Raw genomic sequence first — 23,759 nt, forward strand, 5'->3', positions numbered from 1 at the left:
CCGTCCCGCGGGTGGAGAGCAAAAAGCCTTCGGTTCCAGCGGATTCGTTCCGAAGCGTGTCAGGATCAGGTATGCCTCGACTGATGCTCCTGGATACTGCCTCCCTGTACTTCCGTGCCTTCTACGGTGTGCCCGATTCCATCAAGCGCGCCGATGGGACTCCCGTCAACGCCGTACGTGGCTTGATGGACATGATCGCCCGCCTCGTGACCGACTATGAGGCCACGCACCTTGTGGCCTGCTGGGACAACGACTGGCGCCCGCAGTGGCGTGTCGACCTGATCCCCGGCTACAAGGCGCACCGCGTTGCGGAGATCGTGCCGGACGGTCCCGACGTCGAAGAAGTCCCCGACCCGCTCGAGGCGCAAATCCCCCTGATCCGCAAAGTCCTGGATCTGGCAGGGATAGCCGTGGTGGGCGCGGACGAACATGAAGCTGACGACGTGGTGGGCACCTACGCCAGTCTCGCCACTTTCCCCACCGATGTCGTGACGGGCGATCGTGATCTCTTCCAGCTCGTGGATGACCAGCGTGATGTCAGGGTGATCTACACGGCGCGGGGCATGAAGAATCTCGAAGTGGTCACCGACGTCGTCGTGGTTGGCAAATACAGGGTCCTGCCCCAGCAGTACGCGGACTTCGCCACCCTCCGCGGAGACGCCTCCGATGGGCTTCCCGGGGTGGCCGGTATCGGGGAAAAGACGGCGGCCGCCCTGCTCGGCGAGCACGGCTCGCTGGAAGGGCTGCTCGAGGCGGCAGAAGATCCCGACGGCGGGTTGTCGGCTTCGATCCGCGCCAAACTCTCAGGGGCTGCCGACTACCTGAAGGTGGCACCCGCCGTCGTCAATGTCGTCCGTGACCTGGAGGTGCCGAGCCTCAAGGAGGCAGGGGCTGAATTGGGGCCTATTGAGGGCGACGCGCGCTCCGAACTGGAACGGCTCGCAAGCGAATGGAACCTGGGCGGCTCCGTCGCCAGGCTTCTTGAAGCCTTCGACCGCTTCCGCTGAGGTCAATGCCTTTCTTTGGCCATGATGGATTCACAGCCTCGTCATAGCTTTCGGACAGCCAAGACTGGGGTTGGGCCCTCAACGTGTTAAGAGGACGGTGCACTGGGCCGTCCCGCAGACAACACCCGTAGCAACGGATCGAGGAGAGGTACATGTCGAGAACCAAGAGAATCACCCTGGGCGTCGCAGCCGGAGCGCTGGCCTTGGGCGCCGGACTGGGTGTGACCAGCATGGCTACAGCGGCCACAACGCCAACACCGAGCGCCACATCCTCTGCCGATGCCACCACGCCCTCAGACCACGCCGGAAAGCCGGGCGGTCACGGGCACGGGCGCGACGGCGGAAAGATCGCTCAGGAACTCGCGACCAAGCTCGGCGTCGACGAGACCAAGGTCTCTGACGCCCTGAAGGCATTCCGTGAAGCCAACAAGCCGACCACGCCGCCGACCGAGGGAACCGACGGCACCAAGCCGGACCCATCGGCGCACGAGGCTGCATTGGCCAAGTCGCTCGCATCAGCACTGGGTGTTGACGAAGCCAAGGTCACCACCGCTTTGCAGGAAATCCGCTCCGAGGGTCAGGCGGAACGTGCCGCCGCCCTTAAGACCCGGCTCGACAAGGCCGTAACGGACGGAAAACTCACCCAGGCAGAGGCTGATGCCGTGACCAAGGCCGTTGAAGCCGGCGTTATCGGAGGAGGCGGCCGCTAGCCGACTCCGACCCCTCTGTGGGGGGCAAAAAGGATCCCTTGGAAGCATCCAAGGGATCCTTTTGCGTTGCCGTGAAAAGTTTTTCGAAAACGTAGTCGATTTGTCCTCGCCCTGTTCGACCTATGGGTGAGAAGGTCGAAGGGCGGCTTTCCACGACACAGGAGATTGATCCAGATGGCAAAGTACATGTTGATCATGCGGGCAGATGACGATTCCTACGCCAAGTTCGAGAACATCGACTTCAACGACGTCCTTGAAGCGATGGGCAAATTCAACGACGAACTGATCCGGGCAGGGGTGCTGCTCGCCGCCGAGGGCCTGGACGACGCCAAAGAAACCGTGGTGGTGGACTTCACGGGCGAAACTCCGGTTGTCACGGACGGGCCCTATGGGGAGACGAAGGAACTCTTCGGCGGCTTCTACATCCTCGACGTCGCCTCCAAGCAGGAAGCCGTGGAATGGGCCAAACGGGCACCCATGACGGCCGGCACCAAGACCGAGATCCGTCGCGTCACCAGCATCGATGAGTTCCCGCAGGACAACGAGTGGATTCAGAAGGAACGCGCCTGGCGTGAGCAGACCGGACAACTCTGAAGGTCTGGCCGCTTGGCGTAGGCAACGGCAACGGACGTGAGCAGCAACGAGGCGAGGGCCGCCGTCGAAGCGGTATGGCGCAGTGAATCTGCCCGCGTGGTCGGCGCCCTTGCCCGCTACACCGGTGACTTCGCCCTTGCTGAGGACCTTGCCCAGGAGGCACTCGCGGAAGCGATTGTGTCATGGTCCGTCAATGGCATTCCCCGCGAGCCTGCAGGCTGGCTGATGACGGCCGGTAAGCGCCGAGCCATCGATACGTTCCGGAGGAAGTCGGTCCAGGACGAAAAGTACGCGCTGCTGGCCCACGGTCTTTCCGAGGAGGTACCGGGCACGGACACACTGTTCAACCCTGACGCGATCGATGACGACGTCCTGGCGCTGATGTTCATTTCGTGCCATCCGGTGCTGTCCAAGGAAGCACGCATTGCCCTGACGTTGAAGGTTGTAGGGGGCATGGGCACCGACGAAATAGCCAAGGCCTTCCTGGTTCCTGTTCCCACCATCCAGGCCCGCATCACGCGTGCCAAGAAGACCCTCGCAGCAGCCCACATACCTTTCGCCGTTCCGGAGCGCCATGAAATTCCCCAGCGGCTGGGATCCGTGCTCCACGTGCTCTACCTCATCTTTACTGAGGGGTCATTTGCCTCAGCGGGGGATTCCTGGATGAGGACGGAGCTTGCTGCCGAAGCCCGGCGACTTGTGCGCGTCCTTGTGCGGCTGAGTCCTGAACCCGAAGTCTTCGGCCTGCTGGGCTTGATGGAATTGACGGCCGCCCGGTTCCCCGCCAGGGTCGACGCTGCCGGGAATCCCGTCCTCCTTGAAGACCAGGATCGACGGCGGTGGGACCAGGCCGCGATACGGCGCGGCCGCGCGGCACTTTCGACGGCGGTCGCGGCTGGGCGGGGACTGGGTGCCTATGGCTTGCAGGCCGCCATTGCAGAATGCCATGCGGTGGCAAGGACGGCAGCGGAGACGGATTGGGAGCGGATCGCCATTCTGTATGAAGCATTGGGCTCCCTGGCGCCGTCGCCGGTCGTCGAGCTCAACCGTGCAGTGGCTCTGGCCATGGCTTCCGGGCCAGCTGCCGGCCTGGAGCTCGTGGATTCGCTGGCGGGCAAGGGAGAGCTGGCGGGATCGCATCTTCTGCCAACGGTACGGGGCGAATTGCTTGCCAGGCTGGGTCGTCGCGCGGAGGCCGTGGAGGCATTAAAGGCAGCACTCGACCTTTGTTCGAACACCGCCGAACGGACTGCTCTGGAGCGGAAAATCGCACTTTTGGGAGTGCCAAAGGGGTCCCTGCCAGTACCCCTAACAGCGTTAACTCCTAACGCCCAGCCAGAGAGTGTTAGATGTAAATATCAGATTTAGTCCAACACGCAGGAGAAACATGCCTACCGCTTCCGCTTTTGCTTCACCCTCGGCCACGGGCGACCTGACCCTGACCACCATTGAACGCCGCGAGGTTGGCCCGAACGACGTCCACATCGATATCAAGTTCGCCGGGATTTGCCACTCAGATATCCACACTGTTCGCGGTGACTGGGGTCCCCAGCAGTACCCTCTGGTCCCGGGCCACGAGATTGCAGGCATCGTCACGGAGGTTGGCTCCGAGGTCACCAAGCACAAGGTCGGCGACCGCGTCGGCGTCGGGTGCATGGTGAACTCCTGCAAGGAGTGCAAGAACTGCCTGGCCGGCGAGGAACAGTACTGCCTCAAGGGCAATGTCGGTACGTACGGTGCGGTGGACCGCGATGGCACCATCACGCAGGGCGGCTACTCCAGCGATGTCGTGGTGAACGAAGACTTCGTGGTGACCATCCCGGAAGGGTTGGACCTCGACGTTGCCGCTCCTCTGCTCTGCGCCGGCATCACGACGTTTTCCCCTCTGCACCACTGGGGTGCGGGCCCGGGCAAGAAGGTGGCCATCGTCGGTTTGGGCGGCCTGGGGCACATGGGCGTCAAGATCGCCCACGCCATGGGTGCGGAGGTGACGGTCCTCTCGCAGTCGCTGAAGAAGATGGAGGATGGCCTCAAACTTGGTGCGGACCACTACTACGCGACCAGCGATCCTGCCACCTTTGAACAGCTGGCCGGTACCTTTGACCTGATCATCAACACCGTCAGCGCATCCATCGACATCAGCGCCTACCTTCAGTTGCTGACGCTCGACGGAACGCTGGTCAATGTCGGCGCTCCTGCAGAACCGCTGCCAGTGAACGCCTTCGCCTTGATCGGAGGCCGCCGTCGCTTTGCTGGTTCCATGATCGGCGGTATCCGCGAAACCCAGGAAATGCTCAACTTCTGCGCCGAGCACGGCCTGGGTGCCGAGATCGAGCTCATTCCGGCCAGCAAGATCAACGATGCCTACGAGCGTGTTCTTGCCTCGGACGTCCGCTACCGTTTCGTCATCGACGCCTCAACCATCGGCTAAGGCTCAACAGCCCGAATGGCCGCGCCCTTCACGGGGCGCGGCCTTTTCGTTCCCCGGACCTCGTGCTTTACGGAACAGGGACAATGGTGTGGTGACTTTCAGACTGGACACCATCGGCCGGGGCTTGGTCTTCGCCGACTCCATCGAAGACTTCGCGGCGCAACTGACCAAGCAGGGCGACGGCGGTGCGGTGGTCGTGCAGGCCCCTCCCGGTACGGGCAAGACCACGTTGGTGCCCCCGCTGCTGGTTAATCTCCTCGAACAACGGCATCCCGGCCAGCCACGCGTGCTCGTCACCCAACCGCGCCGGGTGGCTGCCCGTTCTGCCGCGCGCCGCCTCGCGTCCTTGGACGGAACCCGCCTCGGGGACAGGGTCGGGTACACGGTCCGGGGCGAGAACAAGGCCGGTGCCCAGACGATGGTCGAGTTTGTCACTCCGGGGATTCTCCTTCGCCGGCTGCTCAATGACCCAGGCCTGGAGGGCGTCCACGCAGTGATCATCGACGAAGTCCACGAGAGGGGCCTCGAGTCCGATCTTCTCGTGGGTATGCTCGCGGAGGTGCGTGAGCTTCGCGGAGACCTGACGCTTGTTGCCATGTCCGCGACGCTCGACGCCCAGCGGTTCGCCGCTTTGCTGGGTGACACGCTCGACGGCGCGCCGGCCCCCGTCGTCGACTGCCCTTCCGCCCTCCACCCCCTGGATGTCCGGTGGCAGCCCGCCCGCGAACAACGCTTGGACGACCGGGGTGTGTCGCGTTCTTTTTTGGATCACGTCGCCCGGACCGCTGCGGCGGCCCACGAAACGGCCTTGTCTGCCAACCCTGACGTGGATGCCCTGGTCTTCCTACCCGGTGTCCGTGAAGTGTCCGACGTCGCCTCCCGCCTGCGTGCAGTGGTTCCAGGGAACGTTGAGGTTCTTGAGCTGCATGGCCAGGTGGGCCCGGCGGCGCAGGACCGGGCAGTTTCCGGACGCGAGCCTGGAGGGGCACCTCGTATCATCGTCTCCACGTCCCTGGCCGAGTCCTCGCTGACCGTCCCGGGGGTTCGTTTGGTCATCGACTCGGGGTTGTCCCGCGAACCGCGACGCGACGCCGCCCGTGGGATGTCCGGCCTGGTGACTGTATCGTGCTCCCAAGCTTCAGCGGCCCAGCGTGCCGGCCGTGCGGCCCGCCAAGGACCAGGTGTGGTGGTCCGGTGCTATGACCAACGGTCCCTCGCCGCGGCTCCTGCGCACCAGACCCCGGAGATCCTGGCCACCGACCTGACGGGCGCTGCGTTGGCACTTGCTTGTTGGGGTGCGCCCGGAGGCAGCGGTCTTGCCTTGCCGGACGCCCCGCCAGCTGGCGCCATGACGGACGCCATGGAAGTGCTGAGGGAATTGGGTGCCGTCGCGGACGATGGCAGCGCCACCGCCATGGGCAAAGTGTTGGCCCGCGTCCCCGCAGACCCCCGACTGGCCAGGGCCCTGCTGGATGGCTCCGCTGCTGTCGGCAGACGCGCCGCGGCTGAAACGGTGGCGCTGGTCGCCGGCGACCAGCGCGCACCGGGAGCGGATATTACCAAGCTCCTGGCGATCCTGCGTTCCGGAACCGATCCGGCCGCCCGGCGCTTCGCCGAGGACGTGAAGCGGATGGATTCCATCGCCCGGCAGGAGGCAGCCGCCGTCGTGCCTTTTGATGAAGGCCACCGGATCACGGCAGGCGAAGCGCCTGGTTTCGTGGTTGCACTGGCGTACCCGGACCGTATCGCCAAGCGTGTTCCCGGCGACGGCCCGGTCAGTTACCTGCTGACCTCGGGTACGCGGGCGGGACTGCCGGCCGGAAGTCCCCTGTCCGGCCATGAATGGTTGGCAGTTGCTGAAGTGTCTCGTGCCCAGGGCCGCGACACTGCAGGCACGGGAGCGGTGATACGCGCTGCTGCGCCGCTGGCGGCAGAACTGGCCGAAGCCGCGGCTTCCCATCTGTTGACCGGCGAGGTCCACGCAACTTTTGACCACGGCCGGGTGACTGCCCGCAGAGAGCGGAGATTGGGCGCCATCGTGCTGTCCTCCACTCCGGTGCGCGCCGACGCCACCTCCGCACGCAAGGCTGTCGCAGATGCTTTGGCGACCAAAGGACTCTCCACGCTCGGCTGGTCGCCCGCCGCCGATGCGCTGCGCCGGCGCATGGCGTTGCTGCACCGGGAGCTTGGTGCTCCCTGGCCTGATGTCAGGGAGGCTGCTCTGCTGGGCAGGTTGGAGGAGTGGCTGGCGCCGGAGCTGGAGGCAATGGCCAGCGGAACCGCTGCGTCGGCCGTCAGCCTTGCCGAACCGCTGCGCCGTCTGCTTCCCTGGCCGGAAGCCGGCCGCCTGGAAGCGCTTGTGCCCGAACGCCTCGAGGTACCGAGCGGTTCGCTGATACGCCTTGACTATCCGGACGTGGATGACGACGGCGGCCGTCCCGTTGTGGCGGTAAAACTCCAGGAATGTTTCGGCTGGGACAGCACACCACGGCTGGTCGATGGCAGGGTGCCCGTCCTTTTCCACTTGTTGTCCCCGGCCGGACGGCCGCTGGCCGTCACCGACGACCTCACGTCATTTTGGTCGGGGCCTTATTCCCAGGTCCGGGCAGAGATGCGTGGACGCTACCCCAAGCATCCCTGGCCCGAAGACCCATGGACCGCACCTGCCACGGCCAGGACCAAGAACCGGATGTGAGCAGCTACGCCGCCCGGTCCAGAAGGAACTGGATTTCCCCGTCTACGAACGTTGCCAGCACGCTGCTCGCAGCGAACTCATCCGGCGCTGTACTGAGCGGGTCCAGTTCAAAGGCCGTGAAGTCAGCCCTCTTGCCTACAGTGATGGAGCCTGAGACATCCCACAATCCCGCGGCTTTCGCTGCGTGGGAGGTGTAACCCTCCAACGCCTGGAGCGCCGTCAGGGCCTGGGCGGGAGCAATGGGGTCCTGCTCGGGGTGTCCCGAACGGCGACGCAGGCGGGCATCTGCCATGATCGGCAAGGGCTGGAACGGGGCGATCGGCCAATCCGAGCCAATGCCAAGTACCACGCCTTGCTCTCGAAGGTCCCTGCACCTCCACGCGCGGTCAGCGCGGGCTGGACCAAGCCGGGTGGACCAGTTGTCGCTGTGGTCTGCCAGTGAGTAGTGGGTGCAATGGGTCGGTTGCATGCTCGCTACGATTCCCGAATCCTTGAAGCGCGCTACAAGCTCGTCGGGGACGGTTTCGATGTGCTCGATCCTGTGGACGGTCCGGTTCAGGGCATCGGCCGGAACAGTTGCCCGAAGGCTTTCCAGAGCATCGAGTACATGGCTTACCCCGGCGTCGCCGATTGCGTGGGTCGCCGTCGGGATTCCCCGGGCCGCGAAGTAATGGACGGCGGCCGAGTATTCCTCGGGCCGCGGCCAGAACGGCGCGGTGGATTCGCCATAGAGGTCAGGTTCATGGAGCCAGGCGGTTCCGTTGTCCACCGTTCCGTCAACGAAGAGCTTGATGGCCTCAACGGACCAGCGGCGTCCGCCGGTGCCGATGCTCCGTGCGAGCTCCTTCCAATCGTCGTCGTTGGTGCCCGGCATGCACCACGGCGCAGACCGCAATCTCAGGGGCAACTCGCCCTCGGCCTCCAACGCCCGGAACAGTTCTGAGGATTCCTCGCTGTGGTCCATGATGTGGCCTCCGGTGAGTCCTGACCTCGCGAAGTCCCGGAATAGTTCACTCAGCCTGGCTTTGCGCCGCTCGAAGGACTCCTGGGGAATGTGGCGTTGCACCAGTTCCATGGCAGCGGCTTCGAGCAGCAAGCCGGTGGGAACTCCGTCAGCGTCACACACCACTTCCGAAGCCTGCTCGAATTCGTGCCTGCCGTGCACGTCTGCAAGCTCCAACGCCCGGCTGTTGGCGATCGCGGAATGGCCGTCGAACAAGCGGACCAGCGCCGGTTTGCCGCCGCTGACGTCATCGAGCACGTTGCGGTGCATGGGCACCGTTCCGAAAGCGTTCGGGTTCAGACCCCACCCACGCAACCAGTCGTCGTCGTTCCCTGACTGTGTGCGGAGAAGCGAGCGGACGTCATCAAGCGTTGAGGCGCCGGAGAGGTCGACGCCAACGGTGAGGTCCAGGCCGAACACCGGGTGGATGTGGCAATCCACCAAACCCGGGGTCAACGTCGCGCTGCCGAGGTCCACCACGCGGGTTCCCGAACCGCGCCAGCCTTGCGCGTCCTCACGGCTCCCGACGGCGGTGATGGTTCCGTCAGTGACTGCGACGGCTTGGACGGGCTCACGCCGGTGCTGGTCATCGAGTGTGTGGATGGTTTCGGCGAGGACGATGAGGTCAGGAGTCATGGGTTTCAAAGCTTCCAATCCGGGCAAAGTCGTTGGGGCGGGCAATCCTAAGGCGGCGGGCGACCAGCAGGCCCGCAAGGAAAACGGTTGGGGTAACGGTCAGGAGGATCGTGTTGGTAAGGGCGTCTGCAAAGGTGAGGAGTTCGATGTTGATGGCGATCAACGCCATCACCCCGAACAGCAGGACGGCCGAGGCGATGCTGACGGGAACAAGCAAGCGGTTGGTCACGGCGGCGGGATTCCGGCGAAGGTACATGAAGGCGGCTACCGACACCAGCCCCTGCAGGGCCACGATGCCGACGATTCCAGGCGTGTTGACCCAGATCAACAGGTGCTTGTACGGGTCGGCGTTGGCGATGGCACAGATGAGGATGACGACGGCGGCCAGGACGGTCTGGATCTGTCCTGCGCGGTGCGGGGACTTGTACTTCGGGTGGGTCCTGCCCAGGAACGAGGGAAGGATACCGTCCTTGGCGAGCATGTAGACGTAACGGTTGATGGCGTTATGGAAGGCCAGTTGCGAGGCGTACACGCTGGTAACGATCAGCAGGTACATGACCACTTCTGCCCAAGGGCCCACGTACTGGTTGATGGTGGCGAAGAACATTCCGTCGGCAAGTTCGCCGGCGGCAGTTACGACATTTCCGTTGCCGTACGCCTGGATGACTGTCCACACAATGAAGGCGTAGAAAACAGACATGAATCCCACTGCGATGTAGGTGGCCCGGGGGACTGATGTGTCCGGGTTGCGGGCTTCCCGCCGGTAGAGCACCGTTGATTCGAAGCCCATGAACGCTGCGAAGCAGATGGCGAGGATGGCCAGTACGCCCGGCGTGAACGCGTGCTCGGGGGAGAAGGAGTCGAAGCTGATGCCCTCGGCGCCACCACGGGCGAGGATGCCCACGCCCATGATGGCGAGGATTGCCGTTTCAGCGATGAGCAGGACGCCCAGGACCTTGGCTCCGACGTCAATTCCGCGGTACCCAAGGAACCAGACGGCAGCAATGGCAGCCAGTGCTACCACGGGCCAGGGAACGTCCAAGCCAAAAAGAGTCTGGAGCATGGCTTGGGTCTGGACAGCGAAGAGCCCGTACACGCCGATCTGCAGGCAGTTGTACGAGACGATCGCGAGGATTGCCGAGGCAAGACCAACTGTCTTGCCCATGGCCAGCGTGATGTAGGTGTAGAAGCCGCCTGCGGCTTTGACGTGCTTGGTCATCGCCATGAAGGCACTTGCAAAAACCAGCAGCACTGCACCGGCGATGACATAGCCCATGGGGGCGCCGATGCCCCCGATACCAATGGCTACCGGGGCCACGCCGGCCATCACGGTCAAAGGGGCTGCTGCGGAAATCACCAGGAAGGCGATGCCGCCGGTGCCGATGGCGTTCCGTTTCAGCCCATTTCCGGCCTCGGCTGCCGGAGGTCGGGTTTCCAGATCAGACATGGGGATCCTATGGGGGTGTGGGGGAGGTTTTCAGGGGGAGACGGAGGGATAAGCGAAAGGCTTTCGTTTATCGTAGGGCCTTGTGATCGGCGGCACAATACCTTGGCTCCAACTTCTGGCTAGAGTCGTAACATCAACCGTGAATGGAGTACCCCGTATGGCACGCCCGCTGGTCCCGCTGATTTCCGTCGACGCCCTCGTCACTGCCGCCCTGGAACTGGTAGACGAGGCAGGGGACTTCAGCCTGCCCAAACTGGCCAAGCGGATCGGCGTCAGCCAATCGTCCATCTACAACCACGTCAGTGGACGCGAAGAGATCCTTGAGCTCATGCGTGGCCGCATCATCTCCGAGAGCCCCTACACGCTCAATGACGACCAGGACTGGGAAGCTGCCCTCCGGACCATTGTGCGCAGCTACCGGGACGCCTTTGCGCGGCATCCGAGGCTTGCGCCCCTGCTGGTACTCCAGACGGTGCAGGACCATCAGGTCCTCGCCCTTTATGAAAGCCTTGCGGTGGCCCTCCAAGCTGCCGGCTTCCGCGGCCGGGATGTCCTGTCCGCGATCTCCACCATCGACAGTTTCGCGCTGGGCTTCGCCTTGGACCTGGCCGCTCCCGACGTCGTCTGGGCGCCACCCGCTCAGGGATTCCCGGCGCTTAGCAGCGCGTTGGACAATTCGGCGCCTGCCGAAGAACGTGGCGAGGCTGCCTTCGAACTCGGGTTGGAGATTCTCGTCGCCGGCCTGCATTCCCGGCTCCGGACAACAGCGCGGTGAACCTGCTGGAAACATGGTGGGACGCGGTTGTGCGCGGCTTCACCGAGGGCTACACGACGGCGGTCCCGCTGCCCGCCTTGCTGGGCATCCTCGCCTGTGCAGTGGTCCTCAGCATCCCTCGGGCCACTTGGCGCTGGTTCGGCTTGTACGTCACGTTTGTCCACGAACTCGGGCACGCCTATGCAGCCCTGATGACGGGAAGATTCGTTCACGGACTCCGGATCGGACTTGACCACTCCGGACGGCTGGTCAGCAGCGGGCGGAGCGCCTCTGGTGCCGCGTGGTCAGGTTTTTGGGGCTATCCCGCTCCGGCCGTTGTTGGTCTGAGCCTGATTGCCGCAGTCCATGCGGGTCGCTCGGGGGCCGCCATGTCGATTGGTGCACTGGTTCTTCTGCTGTCCTTGGTTTTCCTGCGAAACTTCACCGGGATAGTGGTTGCTGTTGCCAGCGCCGTCATCGCACAGGCACTGCTCCTCTTCGCCACGCCAGCAGCCATCAATTACGTGGTGTTGGCCCTTGGAGTAGCCCTGTCCGTGGTAGGAGTCCGTGACCTCCTCAAACTCGCAGGCGTCCACACGAAGCGTCGCAATCGCTTGGCGGCCTCCGACGCCTACATCCTCGCCCGCACCACTGGAGTCCCCGCATCTGTGTGGCTCTCGGGATTCACCGTTGTCATCGCCCCGTGCGCCGTGGCATCACTGTGGTTGCTGTGGGGGATGCTCAGCGTTTAGCGGGTCCAAGCCCTTGCCCAGTGGTCGCCCCAGGGTGTCCAATCTGGTTAACGATTCGGATGTCCGGGTCCGAAACCCCGAGCTTTCGGACTCCATGCCGGAAGACACCAGGAGGCGCCCATGTCTGCCAAGGGCACGCGCGAAGCGGCAAAAGGATCTGGCCCCGCCAACGAGACCAGGCGCGGGGAGAACGGCGCGGCCTTGATGGCCCAGGACCCCGCCAAGATACGCAATATCGCTCTGGTCGGGCATTCGGGATCCGGCAAATCGATGCTGGTGGAAGCACTGCTCGCCGCCACGGGTGCCATCAGCCGAATGGGATCCATCAGCGAGGGAACCACGGTCAGTGATTCCGATCCCTCCGCCGTCCATCAACAACGGTCGGTGACACTGTCAGTGGCCCCCATCCTCGTGGGCGATACCAAGGTCAATCTGATCGACACCCCGGGTTACACCGACTTCACCGGCGAATTGCGAGCTGGATTGAGGGCCGCCGACGCGGCCCTTTTTGTTGTCTCCGCTGTGGACGGGATCGACGGCACCACAGTGGCCCTTTGGGGCGAGTGCGAAAAGATCCGCCTTCCCCGCGTCGTGGTTGTCAACAAACTGGACCATCCCCGCGCCGAGTTCGGCGCCGCCGTCGAGCGTTGCCAGCAAGCCTTCGGGGCATCGGTACTGCCGCTCTATCTGCCTGCGCCGGGAAACGCCGGACTCGTCGGCGTGCTCCACGGTCCTGCGGACGGGCTCATCCCGGATTCCGACGTTGAAGGGGCGAGGGAGCCCCTGTTGGAGGGCATCATCGCCGAAAGTGAAGATGAAACCCTGATGGACCGGTACCTCGGCGGCGAAGAACTGCCGTTGGCCGACCTCGTGGCGGACCTCGAAAAGGCCGTGGCGCGGGGCAGTTTCTTTCCGGTGATGCCAACAGCTGCCGAGACAGGCCTGGGCCTGGCGGAACTGATGGCCCTGCTGACCGATGCCCTGCCCTCGCCCCTTGAACGGATCCCGCCTGCGGCCATGACCCTTGATGGTTCTTCCTTGAAGCGCCTGGAGTGTGATCCGGCCGGGCGCTTGGCCGGCGAAGTCGTGCGGACCACGGTGGATCCTTTCCTTGGCAGAGTGTGCCTCGTCCGGGTATTCTCCGGAACCCTGCGGGAGGACTCATCAATCCATATCGGCGGCCGCGGGCTGGCTGACCGGGGTCACGAAGACCACGACGCCGATGAACGCATCACGCATCTCTATTCGCCCGTGGGTTCGGGCCTCAAGGCCGTTCCACAATGCATCGCCGGCGACATCTGCGCGATCAGCAAGCTGGCAAGTGCCGAGACAGGCGATACCGTCTCGGACCGCGAGGCTCCGCTCCTGATCGAGACGTGGAACATGCCTGAACCGTTGATGCCCATCGCCGTCGAGGGTGTCTCCCGCAGCGATGAGGACGCCCTGGCCAAGAGCATAGGTAAAGTCGCAGCCGCGGATCCAACGCTCCGGCTCGAACGCAACCCGGACACCCATCAGCTCATCTTGTGGTGCATGGGGGAGGCGCATGCCGAGGTGATCCTGGACCGCTTGCGGAACCAGGGCGTCAAACTGAAGACGGTGGACATCATCACTCCTCTGCGCGAGACGTTTGCCAGCAAGGCCACAGGCCACGGGCGGCACGTCAAGCAATCCGGTGGCCATGGCCAATTCGCTATTTGCGACATTGAGGTGGAGCCGCTGGCGCGGGGCGAAGGCTTCGAGTTCACGGACAGGATCGTCGGCGGTGCCATTCCGGCTACATTTGTCACGTCCGTGGAAAAGGGGGTGCGGGCGCAAATGCTCAAAGGCGTCTCTGCAGGGTTCCCTGTGGTGGACATCAAGGTCACCTTGGTTGGAGGCAAGACCCACAGCGTGGATTCCTCGGATGCTGCCTTCCAGGCTGCCGGTGCCCTGGCGCTACGGGAGGCCGCAGCTGCCGCGAAGATCCAGCTCCTTGAACCGGTGTCATCAGTGGTCATCAGTGTTCCGGAGGAATACGTAGGGGCCGTCATGAGCGACCTCTCCGGCCGAAGGGGCCGGGTAAACGGCACCAACGCCGCTGAAGGCGAAGGAACGGAGATCCTGGCCGAGGTGCCCGACCAGGAGCTGCTTCGCTACGCCGTCGAACTACGGGCCCTCACAGCAGGCACCGGACATTTCAGGAGGTCGTACCTTAGGCACGAGCCCCTGCCGAAGTAGCCTCAGCCGCTGGCCTTCATAAACGCCGCCACCTCAGGTGCCAGGGACGCCCCGGTTTCCGCCGCGCTTCGCTTCACTCCCTTGACGGCGAACGAATGGTCGCCGCCTTCGCACCAGTGGAGAGTCGCCGTCGGACCAATTCCAGCCACTACCTTCTCCAGGATCCCGGGGGTGGCAAAGGTATCCCGGCTGCCCTGCAGGAACAGCATCGGCTCTGTGATTCCATACAGGTGCTCATCACGGAGCTTCTCGGGTTTGCCCGGGGCGTGCAGCGGATAGCCCAGATAAACCAGCCCCTGCGCCGGCATGCCTTCGGCCACAGCCATGGACGCCATGCGGCCACCGAAGGATTTGCCTGACGCCCACAGCGGCCCGCCGTCCGACAGTCCGGCTGCCGCCTCCATCACGGCCCGCCACGTAGCGATGGCAAGCGGCGGCCGGTCCGGGAACCGACGCCCGGCTTCACGGTAGGGAAAGTTGAAGCGAAGGGTGGCTACGCCTTCATCGGCCATGGCTGAAGCAAAACCCTGCAGAAACGGATGTTCCATCCCGGCGCCCGCGCCGTGGGCCACCACCAGCGTGGCCCACGGGTTTTCGGGACGGAGTAACAGGGCAGAAACCGTGGTCTCCCCAACAGCGATGGTCAGTGGTTCTTCGTTAGCGGGCATGTACCCATCATTGCCTACAGGGAGGACAACGCAGGAGCCCTCGGTGAAACACCCCGCGATTTCGGCCGGGATGCTGACGCGCGGGTCAATTCCGGGGTAGCTTGTGCCCATGGCGAGTGAAGCAACCACTGTTACCGTGCCCGGTCCCCACGGACCCCGCGAGGTCCGCATTTCCAGCCCCAGCAGAGTGATGTGGCCGGATGCCGGACTGACCAAGCTCGATCTCGCCAACTACCTGATCGACGTTGGCGAAGCGTTTGTCACGGCCAACGGAAACCGCCCTGTCAGTCTCCAGAGGTATTCGGGAAACATCGACGGCGACATGTTCTTTTCCAAGAATCCGCCCAAGGGAGCGCCGGACTACGTCCGTGCCGTCACGGTGACCTACCCCAGCGCGCGGGCGCACCCACAGCTTGTCATTGACGAACCGGCGGCCGCGGTGTGGGCTGCGCAAATGAACACGGTGGTGTTCCACCCCTGGGCTTCGCGGGCCAACGATCCCGACAACCCCGACCAACTGCGGATCGACCTGGATCCCCAGCCTGGAACGGACTTCGACGACGCCATTCCTGCCGCACTGGAGCTTCGTTCCGTCCTGGAAGAGGCCGGACTGAACTCGTTCATCAAGACCTCCGGCAACCGGGGGCTCCACGTCTATGCCCCGATTAATCCCAAGCACGAGTTCCTCGAGGTCCGCCACGCCGTGATCGCGGCAGGGAGGGAACTTGAGCGCCGTATGCCGGACAAGGTCACCACTGCCTGGTGGAAAGAGGAACGCGGAACGAGGATTTTCGTCGATTTCAACCAGGCCAACAGGGACCGGACCATCGCCGGGGCGTACAGTCCACGGGCTGTGCCCACAGCCCAAGTGTCGTGCCCGTTGTCCTGGGAGGAGTTGGAGAACGCCGATCCCGCCAAGTACACCATCACCACGGTCCCTGACCGTTTGAAAAAGATCGGGGACCCTTGGGCAGCCATGCACGAGCACCCCGGTGACATCGACGTCCTGCTCGCGTGGTGGGAACGTGACGTCAAGAATGGCCAGGGCGAGATGCCGTTCCCGCCGGAGTTCCCCAAGATGCCCGGCGAGCCCATGCGCGTTCAGCCAAGCCGGGCCCGCAAGCCCGAGGAATAGGCCCTAAGGGCCTGTAGATCGTGCCTATTCGAAGCGGGAGGGATCGCCCGTCCCGCGACGCACCACTTCTGCCACTCCACTGGAGAAGTCGACGACCGTCGTGGGTTCGGAACCCGTGTCACCGGCATCAATGACCGCGTCCACTTGATTGTCCAGGCGCTCCTTGATTTCCCAGCCCTGGGTCAGCGGCTCCTCCTCATCCGGAAGCAGGAGGGTGCTGGACAGCAGGGGTTCCCCCAGCTCCGCTAGAAGGGCTTGAACCACCCTGTGGTCCGGGATGCGGACCCCGACCGTCTTCTTCTTGGGGTGCAGCAGCCGCTTGGGTACCTCACGCGTGGCAGGAAGAATGAACGTGTAGCTGCCCGGAGTGACAGCTTTGATGCTCCTGAAGATGTCGTTGTCCAACATGACGAACTGCCCCATCTGGGCGAAGTCCTTGCAGACGAGCGTGAAATGGTGTTTGTCGTCCAGGTGGCGGATGGTCCGGATGCGGTCCAGCGCTTCCCTGTTCCCGATCTGCGCGCCCAGGGCGTAGCACGAGTCGGTGGGGTAGGCGATCAACCCGCCGTCCCGCAGCATATTGACCACCTGGCCGATGGCACGTGGTTGGGGGTCCTCCGGATGCACATCAAAGAATCTGGCCATGGGAAGAGCCTACGACATCGCTACGACAACACGTCTTTGTTGGAGAATTTCGCATAAGCCAGTGCGCCGCAGACCGCCATATATCCGCATTGGAGCAGTGCGTTGTCGGCGAACGAGGTCCAGTCGACCGGCTGCCTGAGCAGGTCGGCGAATCCCAACCAATGGTGGCTGAACAGCCACGGGTGCAGCCACTCCAATTGCGGAAGGTTATCCAGCACCTGGGAGACGACTGACAGGACAATGGTTGCCGCCATGGCCCCGACCGGCACATCCGTGAAGGTGGAGATCAGAAGCCCGATGGCGGAGAGTCCCAACAGGGAGACTGTGATGTAGGCGGCGATCAGAAGCGATCTTACGGCTGATTCGCCCACGCTGATGGTGTCGCCGGACAGGAGCGTCACGGGACCGACGGGAAAAAGTACGACGCCGGCCAAGGCGCCGGACGCTGCCACCGTCGCAGTCGCGGTGCAACAGAAAGCGACGGCACCGGCGTATTTGACCAGGAGAAGCCGGATGCGGCCGGCTGGGGCCAGCAGCAGGTACCTCAAGGTGCCCAGGTTGGCTTCCCCCGCGATCGTATCTCCGGCCACCACCCCGACGGTCAGGGGCAGGAACAACGGCACGCAGACCACCAACGCGGTGACCGCCACGAAAAGCCCGTTCTGGGTGATGCGGTCCAGGAACAGCGGACCCCGGCCCGGTGCTGCGGGCCGGGACGACAACTTCACCGCCACCGCGATCAAGACCGGCACTGCCGCCAACGCGATCAGCATGGCCCATGTGCGGAGCCTGCGGAAAAGCACCGACAGTTCGGAGGCGAGAAGTGCCCACCCGGCCCCTCGGCGGGCAATGCGGGCTGCAGAGGCCCCAATGGTTTCAGCCGGCAACGTCGAACCCCTCTCCGGTCAAGGAGACAAAGCGTTCTTCCAGGCTTGGGTTCTCAACGGCGAAGCCGCGGACCCGGACGTCCTCGGCTACCAGGGCGGCAACGATGGCCTCCGGGACCACGCCGTTGAGCCCCGTGGCTGCTACCGTCCAAGCATCGTGTGTCTGTTCCCGCAGCGGCTGGGCCTCAAGCGGACCACCATGCTCCTTCGCCTCTCCAGTGACCAGGCCCAGGCGTGAGAAAACACCCAAGGCTTTGCCGACGTCGGGCGTTTGCAGGAGGATACGCGGCTCACCGGCCGAGCGCAGTTCCTCGAGCGGACCCTGCGCCACGAGTCGTCCGGCACTCATGATGCCGGCGTGGGTGCACATCTGTTCCACCTCGGCCAGGAGATGGCTGGAAACGAAAACAGTGGTCCCCCCGGCAGCGAGGGAACGAACCAGATTGCGGACTTCCCGCGTGCCTTGGGGATCCAGGCCGTTGGTGGGCTCGTCCAGGACCAGGAGTTCCCGGGGGCGCAGGAGCGCGTTGGCCAAGCCGAGGCGTTGCTTCATGCCCAAGGAGTAGGCACGGACCTTCTTGCCGGTAGCGTGGCCCAGGCCCACTCGATCCAGGGCCTCATGGACCCGTTGCCTCCTGGTTGACCTCGCCGCATGGCGGTCGGCCGAGTCCAAGCGTATAAGGTTTGCCGCGCCGGTCAGAAACGGATAAAAGCCTGGCCCCTCCACCAAGGCGCCAACTTCGGGCAGCACCAAAGCCAGAGACTCAGGCATTGGTTTGCCCAGGACACTGACGGTTCCGCCATTGGATGTGGCCAGGCCAAGCAGTACGCGGATGGTGGTGGTTTTTCCCGAACCGTTCGGTCCGAGGAAGCCAAAGACTGCTCCCCGGGGTACTGCCAGGTCAATTCCGTTAACTGCTGCCCTGTGGCCAAAACGCTTCACGAGGCCGCGTGTTTCAATGGCAAGCCCCGTCCCGGCCCCTGGGTGGCTTTCCTCGACGGCGGCCTTCGTCACAGGGCGGTATCCGTCATCGGGCTGTGTCCGTCACTGGGCTGTGTCCGTCACTGGGTTGGTGCCGGCGGCTGAAGGGCAGCTGACTGTAGCCGCTCCAACGGAACCATGCCCGCGAAGACGCGGCCGTCGTCGAGAATCAGCACACTGACCAAGGACGTCGTCAAGGCGTGGCCACCAGGAACCGCCTGGAGCGCCCGGGAAAGGAGTGGGTCGGCCGTGCGGCCGGCAGGAGCGGTTCCCGCGGGCAGAGAGAGCACGGCGTCCCATCCCTTGCCGGTGGCCGACACGCCATGTTGTTCGTGGGTGGCCAGCGGAGAGGGCAGCGGCGTCGACTTCGCCGGTGCTGCAGGAAGCGCCTTCTCACTGACCGTAGCCCCGGCCGGTGGGGTGAACTCGAACATCGCGGCATCCGGTGCGCTCAAGTCCACCTGTGTGAAAGCCAAGGAGTAGGCAGGCTCGGCCTGTCCATTGGCCCTGACCTCGACGCCCAGCGGCACGCCGGTTTCAGAATCGACGTCGATCGCCACTGAATCCACCAACGTATCTGAACTGCGGGGGTTCAAGAGGAGGCGGTAGGCGCTGCGGCCGGCGACTGTGGAGGAATTGTCCACGCTTACTTCGGTGCCGGCGTCAATGGCTGCGAGGAAATGCGATGCCATGGACGCCGGTGTTGGCACCTCCGGGTGCGGAGCAGCAGGGGGCAAGGATCCGTTGGATGTTCCCGTCGACGGCGAGGGAGCGCGCAGGTGCGTCGCGCTGTTGTCCGCGGAGTTGTAGAACCACGCATCGTTTCCGTTCACCACGAGGTCACGCTCAGCCATCGGGTCCAGGATCTGCAGGCGCGCTTTGGCGGGTGCACTGAGGTAGACGCGGGCTGTGTGCGAACCCGTCAGGAATTCCAGGGTGGACGCGGCACCGGGAGCGACGCCCGGACCTGTTGTGGGAATATCCGGAAGTCCCAGCTCAGCGTTTTGTTCCACCGTGCCGCTGAGTTCGCGGACCTGGGTGTTTGCAACCATCGCGAGGACCTCGTCCGCGGTCTTGGGCGGCAGGGAACTGCTTGCACCCGCTTGCACGGCACCAAACAATACCGCCATGCCCATGGCAAGGCAGATCAAGAACGCGGGCAGCCACCGCTGCCTGGCCCTGGACATTTTTACCCGCCGCCGCGGATGGAAGGCATGGATCCAGACTACTCCCGTTGCCGGCGCGGATCACCTGTGGCCCGTCACTGCCCGATCAGTTGACGTGCGAGCTTGACCGCCCCGAAGACGGGGGACTGGGAGAGGATCCGAACCAACGAGGGATCTTCCAACGACATTTTCCTGGCTACTGCGGCAGCAAGCTGGCTCTGGTTGACCAGGAGCGCGCCAGCCATCACGAGCGGGAGGTCCAAGCCGAGTTCGCCCAGCACTTGCCGGGCCAGGGAGGCCAGGGAATGCGCTGCTTCGGCCTGGATCCGCAAGGCCGCCGGATCGCCGTCATTGGCCATGTCGAGGACGAGCGGGGCCAATCCCGCCCAATGGTCCGGCTCGGGCTTGGCGTAGAAGAAGTCCATGAGCTGCAAAGCGTCGACGCTGGCGGTGGCTGCCATCAGGGATTGGACCAGCGGACCCGGTTCAAGGCCGGCATAGTATTCGCGCAGTGCTTCGCGAACGGCGTCGCGAACCACCGAGTAGCCGCCGCCTTCGTCGCCGAGCAAATAGCCGTACCCACCGCTGCGGGCTTCCCGGCCTTCCCGGTTCCTGCCCCAGGCGACCGAGCCGGTTCCCGCTACCAGGACCACGCCCGCCTCGAGCCCCGCCGCGGCAAGGATGATCCGGGTGTCATGGACGACGTCGATCCTTGCGCCGGGAAAATGTTCGGCGAGAAGCGCCGACAAAACGGCGCGGCTCGCAGGGGTGTCCGCGCCGGCCGCCCCGGCACACACCGCTTGAACACCGCCCCCGACGCGTGCGGCAATCCGCCGCAGCACAGCATCGGCTCCCTGGTGCCCAACGGAGGACAGATTCGCGCGTGCTTCGGTGATCTCCAGGCCGGCCTCGTTGTCGGCCCCGGACTGTCCTGCGCCGCTGGAAAGGACGGCGTGGGTTTTGGATCCACCGATGTGGAGGCCCAGAACGACGGGAGCGGCTGCTGGGCCCCCGTTTTCGCCGGACTGCTGCATGTGACGTCCCTTCGTCCCGGATCGGCTCGCTGGGGTCAGCGTCCGCCTGCAAGTTTGGCCCCTTGCGACTGTGACCCCTTGCAAGATTGGCATAGACCAATCGCCTTGTCTACAGGTAGGTTGTCCCTATGCCTGCTGACATCAAGCGTGCAACGCCCAAATACTATGTCGTTAAGACCGGAATACTGGCCCTCATGGCCGGTCTCCGGCCAGGCACCCTCATCCCGACGGAACGGGCCCTGGCGCAGAGCTTTGCGACCTCCCGAACTACTGTCCGCATGGCCATCAGTGAACTTGTCGCGGAGGGAAAGCTCGGCAGGATCCAGGGCCACGGAACGTTTGTGGCTCCTCCCAAGGTGACCCATGTCAGGCAACTGACGTCGTTTTCCGACGATGCAAGGACCCAGGGCCTCAGCCCGGGCTCCACGCTGTTGGCGCTGGAAGTCGTCAAAGCTGACCAGGATGTCGCAGCCCACCTGGCGTTGGCTGAGGGAGACTCCGTGACCCGGCTCGAACGCATCCGGTTGATCGAGGGGGCGCCGCTGGCCCACGAAGTTGCCTGGCTCCCGGGGAAGCTTCCCCGGTTCAAGGCCAACCTCGCCAAGTCCGGCTCCCTGTATGCCGCGCTCAAGGACGTGTATGGGATACGTATCGCCGAGGTTGAGGATACTGTCGAAACCGCTTTGGCCGGTCCAGGTGATGTTGAGCTGCTGGGCATCGAAATGGGGGCGCCGCTGCTGGTGGTGCATCGGCTGGCCAAGGACGGTGGTGGTGTTCCGGTTGAATGGACGCACAGCACCTTCCGTGGGGATAGGTTCCGCTTCGTTTCAAGGGTGAAAGCGGAAAACTGACCCGCCTTTCATAGGGCCGTGGCGACGCGGATACCTTGGACCGTGTGCCGCACGAATTCGGCGCTGGGCTCCTTGTAGGCGGCGACAATCCTGCCAAACAGCCGGGTGCCTTCAGCGCCTGGCCAGTCATCAGGGAGGAAGGTCGAGGGCAGCCCGGGATCCAGGTAGGGAATGATGCGCCACCGGTCGATGCACTGGACGTAGCCGGCAAAGGCCGGTGCGCCCGGTTCCACTGCCTGTCCGGCATCGGGGACCGCGTGGGCGTGCTCGCGGATGAAGTCCCTGTGGAGTTCGGCTACGGCGTCCAGATCCCACCAAGCCGACGCTGCCTCCTGGAGGCTCCCACCCACCAGCGGCGTACCGGTAACAAAGATCGTCGCCATGTCCCGCAGCTCGAGGTCGGCAAGGATTTCCTCCACTTCCACCCGAAGGGAGTCCGGGCAGATCCACAAGCCGGCGGCGACCGTTCCACAGCCAATCCAGTGGAGCCTGCGCCGCAGTTGGTGTCGCTTCTCCCGCTCCGTCTCCGGGATGGAGAACGAGATCAAACACCAAGGGTCGGAGGGGGACATGCTCCTGGGGTTGTAGATGCGTCGGTCACCGCGGGCCAGCATGGCCGCAGCACCTTGCGTCAGGGTGAAGCCCGGAGTTCCTTCGCGGTTCTCCTGGCTCAGGACGTCTTTCTTCCGCAGCCGGCCCAGGGCTGTCCGCGTCACGGTTGCCGATGTCCCCAGGGCATCCATCAGCGCCACGATGTCCTTGGTGGACATCCAGCCACCAACATCGCGCAAGTACAGCCCGATGACTGTTCGCAGCAAGGACGGCGTACTCCCGGGCCGGGAGTCCATGTCGTCGAGGACGGCACTCACTTCCGGCTCACAGCAGTTCGGTGAGGACGTCCCGGATGGCTGAAACCCCCAGCTCGACCTCGGCGAAGCTCGTGCTCAGCGGTGAAAGCCCGATGCGGAGGCCATGCGGAGGCCTGAAGTCGGGAATGACGCCCTTCTCCCAGAGCCTGGCCGTGACGTCGGCGAAGAGCGGGTGGTCAACAGTGATGTGGGAACCACGCTCGGAGGCCTCACGCGGGCTCACGATCCGGGCACCCAGAGGGACCAGGAGTTCCTCGGAGAGGGCAATGGCGTACTCCGTGAGCTTGACCGACTTGTCCCTGACGGCCTCCATCCCCACGGAGGCGATCAGTTCCACCATGTCCTTCAACGGCTGCATGGCCAGGACGGGCGGCGTGCCTGTGATGAAGCGTCGGATGCCCTGCGCCGGGCGGTACGCATCCGTCATCCCGAACGGATTGTCCGCGCCCATCCAGCCCCAGATGGGCTGCTGCAAATGTTCCTGCCGGGACGCATTGACGTAGGCGAAGGCGGGGGAGCCCGGGCCACCGTTGAGGTACTTGTAGGTGCAGCCGACGGCAAGGTCCACGCCCCAGGCGTCCAGCTCCATGGGCACCGATCCCACCGAATGGCACAGGTCCCACAGCATCAGTGCACCGGCCTCGTGCACCTTGGCCGTGATCCCCTCGGCGTCGGCAAGGAAGCCCGAGCGGTAGGCAACGTGGCTGAGGACCACGACGGCGGTCCGCTCGCCCAGGAGGCCGTCCAGGTCAGCGGCGCGGACGCCGCTGGTGGGGTTGGCCGCGATCCACTTGATCGTGGCCCCGCGTTCCTGTGCAATGCCTTCGATGATGAAACGGTCTGTCGGGAAGTTGTCGCGATCGATGATGATCTCGTCCCGGCCAGGCTGGGCATCCACTGCCGCGCGGATCATTTTGTACAGCATGACGGACGTGGAGTCACCTACGGTGACCTGTCCGGGGGCCGCGCCGAGCGTGACCTCACCGATGCGGTCTCCGACGAGGGTCGGTTCGTCCATCCACTGTTCGTCCCATCCACGGATGAGGCGGCTGCCCCAGGCGTCATGAACGAATGAGGCGAGGTTCTCCGCCGTCGCCTTGAGTGGCCTGCCCAGCGAGTTGCCGTCCAGGTACGAGGTGAGCTGTTCGGCGTCGGGCGCGTAAAAGGCTTCACGCTGGGCGGCGAGGGGATCCGCCGCGTCCAGTTCTGCCGCCGTCGGCCATTGGGTCTGCTGTTCGGTGGTCATCATTTCTCCTGCGGGAATGTGTGGCAC

At 64.3% G+C, this 23,759-nt stretch carries 21 protein-coding genes; 11 read left to right on the plus strand and 10 right to left on the minus strand.

Annotated features, from left to right (window positions below):
- Positions 1-71 precede the first annotated feature (71 nt).
- From FDP28_RS00800 to hrpB, 6 genes are all read left to right on the plus strand, one after another.
- Positions 72-1,007, plus strand: a complete 936-nt coding sequence (locus FDP28_RS00800) for a 5'-3' exonuclease (RefSeq protein WP_186313461.1) — start codon at positions 72-74, stop codon at positions 1,005-1,007.
- Between the two features lie 152 nt (positions 1,008-1,159).
- Positions 1,160-1,717 (plus strand): hypothetical protein, encoded by a 558-nt coding sequence (locus FDP28_RS00805; RefSeq protein ID WP_144658719.1) that lies wholly within the window; start codon positions 1,160-1,162, stop codon positions 1,715-1,717.
- Positions 1,718-1,891: 174 nt separating this feature from the next.
- A complete protein-coding gene (locus FDP28_RS00810) occupies positions 1,892-2,311 on the plus strand; it encodes a YciI family protein (protein ID WP_144658720.1) in 420 nt (139 codons plus the stop codon).
- A 36-nt stretch (positions 2,312-2,347) separates the two neighbouring features.
- A complete protein-coding gene (locus FDP28_RS00815; RefSeq protein ID WP_144658721.1) occupies positions 2,348-3,679 on the plus strand; it encodes an RNA polymerase sigma factor in 1,332 nt (443 codons plus the stop codon).
- Between the two features lie 19 nt (positions 3,680-3,698).
- Positions 3,699-4,742, plus strand: coding sequence for an NAD(P)-dependent alcohol dehydrogenase (locus FDP28_RS00820; protein ID WP_144658722.1), 1,044 nt, complete (start codon positions 3,699-3,701; stop codon positions 4,740-4,742).
- The gene (gene hrpB, locus FDP28_RS00825; protein WP_144658723.1) at positions 4,672-7,437 is read left to right on the plus strand and encodes an ATP-dependent helicase HrpB; all 2,766 of its coding nucleotides are present in this window, start codon (positions 4,672-4,674) and stop codon (positions 7,435-7,437) included. Before FDP28_RS00820 ends, hrpB begins: the two co-directional genes overlap by 71 nt.
- Before the next feature lie 4 nt (positions 7,438-7,441).
- On the opposite strand, the gene FDP28_RS00830 is transcribed toward hrpB, so the two are convergent.
- Together FDP28_RS00830 and FDP28_RS00835 are read right to left on the minus strand one after the other, a co-directional pair.
- Positions 7,442-9,076 (minus strand): amidohydrolase, encoded by a 1,635-nt coding sequence (locus tag FDP28_RS00830; RefSeq protein WP_144658724.1) that lies wholly within the window; start codon positions 9,074-9,076, stop codon positions 7,442-7,444.
- Positions 9,066-10,523, minus strand: a complete 1,458-nt coding sequence (locus FDP28_RS00835; RefSeq protein ID WP_144658725.1) for an APC family permease — start codon at positions 10,521-10,523, stop codon at positions 9,066-9,068. Before FDP28_RS00835 ends, FDP28_RS00830 begins: the two co-directional genes overlap by 11 nt.
- A gap of 157 nt (positions 10,524-10,680) precedes the next feature.
- On the opposite strand from FDP28_RS00835, the gene FDP28_RS00840 reads away from it, so the two are divergent.
- The 3 genes from FDP28_RS00840 (at position 10,681) to FDP28_RS00850 (ending at position 14,249) form a co-directional block, all read left to right on the plus strand.
- The gene (locus FDP28_RS00840) at positions 10,681-11,298 is read left to right on the plus strand and encodes a TetR/AcrR family transcriptional regulator C-terminal domain-containing protein (protein WP_144658726.1); all 618 of its coding nucleotides are present in this window, start codon (positions 10,681-10,683) and stop codon (positions 11,296-11,298) included.
- Complete coding sequence (locus FDP28_RS00845) at positions 11,295-12,029, plus strand: M50 family metallopeptidase (protein ID WP_144658727.1); 735 nt, start codon at positions 11,295-11,297, stop codon at positions 12,027-12,029. Before FDP28_RS00840 ends, FDP28_RS00845 begins: the two co-directional genes overlap by 4 nt.
- A gap of 120 nt (positions 12,030-12,149) precedes the next feature.
- Positions 12,150-14,249: an elongation factor G-like protein EF-G2 gene (locus FDP28_RS00850; protein ID WP_144658728.1), complete on the plus strand. Its 2,100-nt coding sequence runs from the start codon at positions 12,150-12,152 to the stop codon at positions 14,247-14,249.
- A gap of 2 nt (positions 14,250-14,251) precedes the next feature.
- Here FDP28_RS00850 and FDP28_RS00855 read toward each other — a convergent pair whose 3' ends face one another.
- Entirely contained in the window at positions 14,252-14,917 is a 666-nt protein-coding gene (locus FDP28_RS00855; protein ID WP_144658729.1) for an alpha/beta hydrolase family protein, read from the minus strand.
- Positions 14,918-15,026: 109 nt separating this feature from the next.
- Here FDP28_RS00855 and ligD point away from each other — a divergent pair, with 109 nt between their 5' ends.
- On the plus strand, positions 15,027-16,052 hold the full coding sequence (ligD, locus tag FDP28_RS00860) for a non-homologous end-joining DNA ligase (RefSeq protein WP_144658730.1): 1,026 nt from the start codon (positions 15,027-15,029) through the stop codon (positions 16,050-16,052).
- 24 nt (positions 16,053-16,076) lie between these two features.
- On the opposite strand, the gene FDP28_RS00865 is transcribed toward ligD, so the two are convergent.
- The 5 genes from FDP28_RS00865 to FDP28_RS00885 form a co-directional block, all read right to left on the minus strand.
- Positions 16,077-16,697: an L-threonylcarbamoyladenylate synthase gene (locus FDP28_RS00865; protein WP_144658731.1), complete on the minus strand. Its 621-nt coding sequence runs from the start codon at positions 16,695-16,697 to the stop codon at positions 16,077-16,079.
- A gap of 20 nt (positions 16,698-16,717) precedes the next feature.
- On the minus strand, positions 16,718-17,584 hold the full coding sequence (locus tag FDP28_RS00870) for an ABC transporter permease (protein WP_260842277.1): 867 nt from the start codon (positions 17,582-17,584) through the stop codon (positions 16,718-16,720).
- A complete protein-coding gene (locus FDP28_RS00875) occupies positions 17,574-18,599 on the minus strand; it encodes an ABC transporter ATP-binding protein (RefSeq protein ID WP_144658732.1) in 1,026 nt (341 codons plus the stop codon). Before FDP28_RS00875 ends, FDP28_RS00870 begins: the two co-directional genes overlap by 11 nt.
- A 47-nt stretch (positions 18,600-18,646) precedes the next feature.
- Positions 18,647-19,753 (minus strand): LolA family protein, encoded by a 1,107-nt coding sequence (locus tag FDP28_RS00880; RefSeq protein ID WP_144658733.1) that lies wholly within the window; start codon positions 19,751-19,753, stop codon positions 18,647-18,649.
- Positions 19,754-19,827: 74 nt separating this feature from the next.
- Entirely contained in the window at positions 19,828-20,766 is a 939-nt protein-coding gene (locus FDP28_RS00885) for an N-acetylglucosamine kinase (RefSeq protein WP_144658734.1), read from the minus strand.
- A 128-nt stretch (positions 20,767-20,894) separates the two neighbouring features.
- On the opposite strand from FDP28_RS00885, the gene FDP28_RS00890 reads away from it, so the two are divergent.
- Positions 20,895-21,617: a GntR family transcriptional regulator gene (locus tag FDP28_RS00890; RefSeq protein WP_144658735.1), complete on the plus strand. Its 723-nt coding sequence runs from the start codon at positions 20,895-20,897 to the stop codon at positions 21,615-21,617.
- 8 nt (positions 21,618-21,625) lie between these two features.
- Here the strand turns inward: FDP28_RS00890 and FDP28_RS00895 are convergent, their stop codons facing one another.
- Together FDP28_RS00895 and FDP28_RS00900 are read right to left on the minus strand one after the other, a co-directional pair.
- Entirely contained in the window at positions 21,626-22,486 is an 861-nt protein-coding gene (locus FDP28_RS00895) for a PaaX family transcriptional regulator (protein ID WP_144658736.1), read from the minus strand.
- A gap of 7 nt (positions 22,487-22,493) precedes the next feature.
- Positions 22,494-23,732, minus strand: coding sequence for a kynureninase (locus tag FDP28_RS00900; RefSeq protein WP_144658737.1), 1,239 nt, complete (start codon positions 23,730-23,732; stop codon positions 22,494-22,496).
- Positions 23,733-23,759 lie beyond the last annotated feature (27 nt).

The organism is Paenarthrobacter nicotinovorans (assembly GCF_007670255.1).
GTDB lineage: Bacteria > Actinomycetota > Actinomycetes > Actinomycetales > Micrococcaceae > Arthrobacter > Arthrobacter nicotinovorans_B.

What these genes read in the sequence shown, in the direction of transcription:
- FDP28_RS00880 (WP_144658733.1), bottom strand. Translation starts at nt 19,753, where the DNA reads ATGTCCAGGGCCAGGCAGCGGTGGCTGCCCGCGTTCTTGATCTGCCTT.
- FDP28_RS00835 (WP_144658725.1), bottom strand. Translation starts at nt 10,523, where the DNA reads ATGTCTGATCTGGAAACCCGACCTCCGGCAGCCGAGGCCGGAAATGGG.
- FDP28_RS00855 (WP_144658729.1), bottom strand. Translation starts at nt 14,917, where the DNA reads ATGCCCGCTAACGAAGAACCACTGACCATCGCTGTTGGGGAGACCACG.
- FDP28_RS00810 (WP_144658720.1), top strand. Translation starts at nt 1,892, where the DNA reads ATGGCAAAGTACATGTTGATCATGCGGGCAGATGACGATTCCTACGCC.
- FDP28_RS00865 (WP_144658731.1), bottom strand. Translation starts at nt 16,697, where the DNA reads ATGGCCAGATTCTTTGATGTGCATCCGGAGGACCCCCAACCACGTGCC.
- FDP28_RS00885 (WP_144658734.1), bottom strand. Translation starts at nt 20,766, where the DNA reads ATGCAGCAGTCCGGCGAAAACGGGGGCCCAGCAGCCGCTCCCGTCGTT.
- FDP28_RS00890 (WP_144658735.1), top strand. Translation starts at nt 20,895, where the DNA reads ATGCCTGCTGACATCAAGCGTGCAACGCCCAAATACTATGTCGTTAAG.
- FDP28_RS00840 (WP_144658726.1), top strand. Translation starts at nt 10,681, where the DNA reads ATGGCACGCCCGCTGGTCCCGCTGATTTCCGTCGACGCCCTCGTCACT.
- FDP28_RS00830 (WP_144658724.1), bottom strand. Translation starts at nt 9,076, where the DNA reads ATGACTCCTGACCTCATCGTCCTCGCCGAAACCATCCACACACTCGAT.
- FDP28_RS00800 (WP_186313461.1), top strand. Translation starts at nt 72, where the DNA reads ATGCCTCGACTGATGCTCCTGGATACTGCCTCCCTGTACTTCCGTGCC.
- hrpB (WP_144658723.1), top strand. Translation starts at nt 4,672, where the DNA reads ATGCCTACGAGCGTGTTCTTGCCTCGGACGTCCGCTACCGTTTCGTCA.
- FDP28_RS00900 (WP_144658737.1), bottom strand. Translation starts at nt 23,732, where the DNA reads ATGACCACCGAACAGCAGACCCAATGGCCGACGGCGGCAGAACTGGAC.
- FDP28_RS00850 (WP_144658728.1), top strand. Translation starts at nt 12,150, where the DNA reads ATGTCTGCCAAGGGCACGCGCGAAGCGGCAAAAGGATCTGGCCCCGCC.
- FDP28_RS00805 (WP_144658719.1), top strand. Translation starts at nt 1,160, where the DNA reads ATGTCGAGAACCAAGAGAATCACCCTGGGCGTCGCAGCCGGAGCGCTG.
- ligD (WP_144658730.1), top strand. Translation starts at nt 15,027, where the DNA reads ATGGCGAGTGAAGCAACCACTGTTACCGTGCCCGGTCCCCACGGACCC.
- FDP28_RS00820 (WP_144658722.1), top strand. Translation starts at nt 3,699, where the DNA reads ATGCCTACCGCTTCCGCTTTTGCTTCACCCTCGGCCACGGGCGACCTG.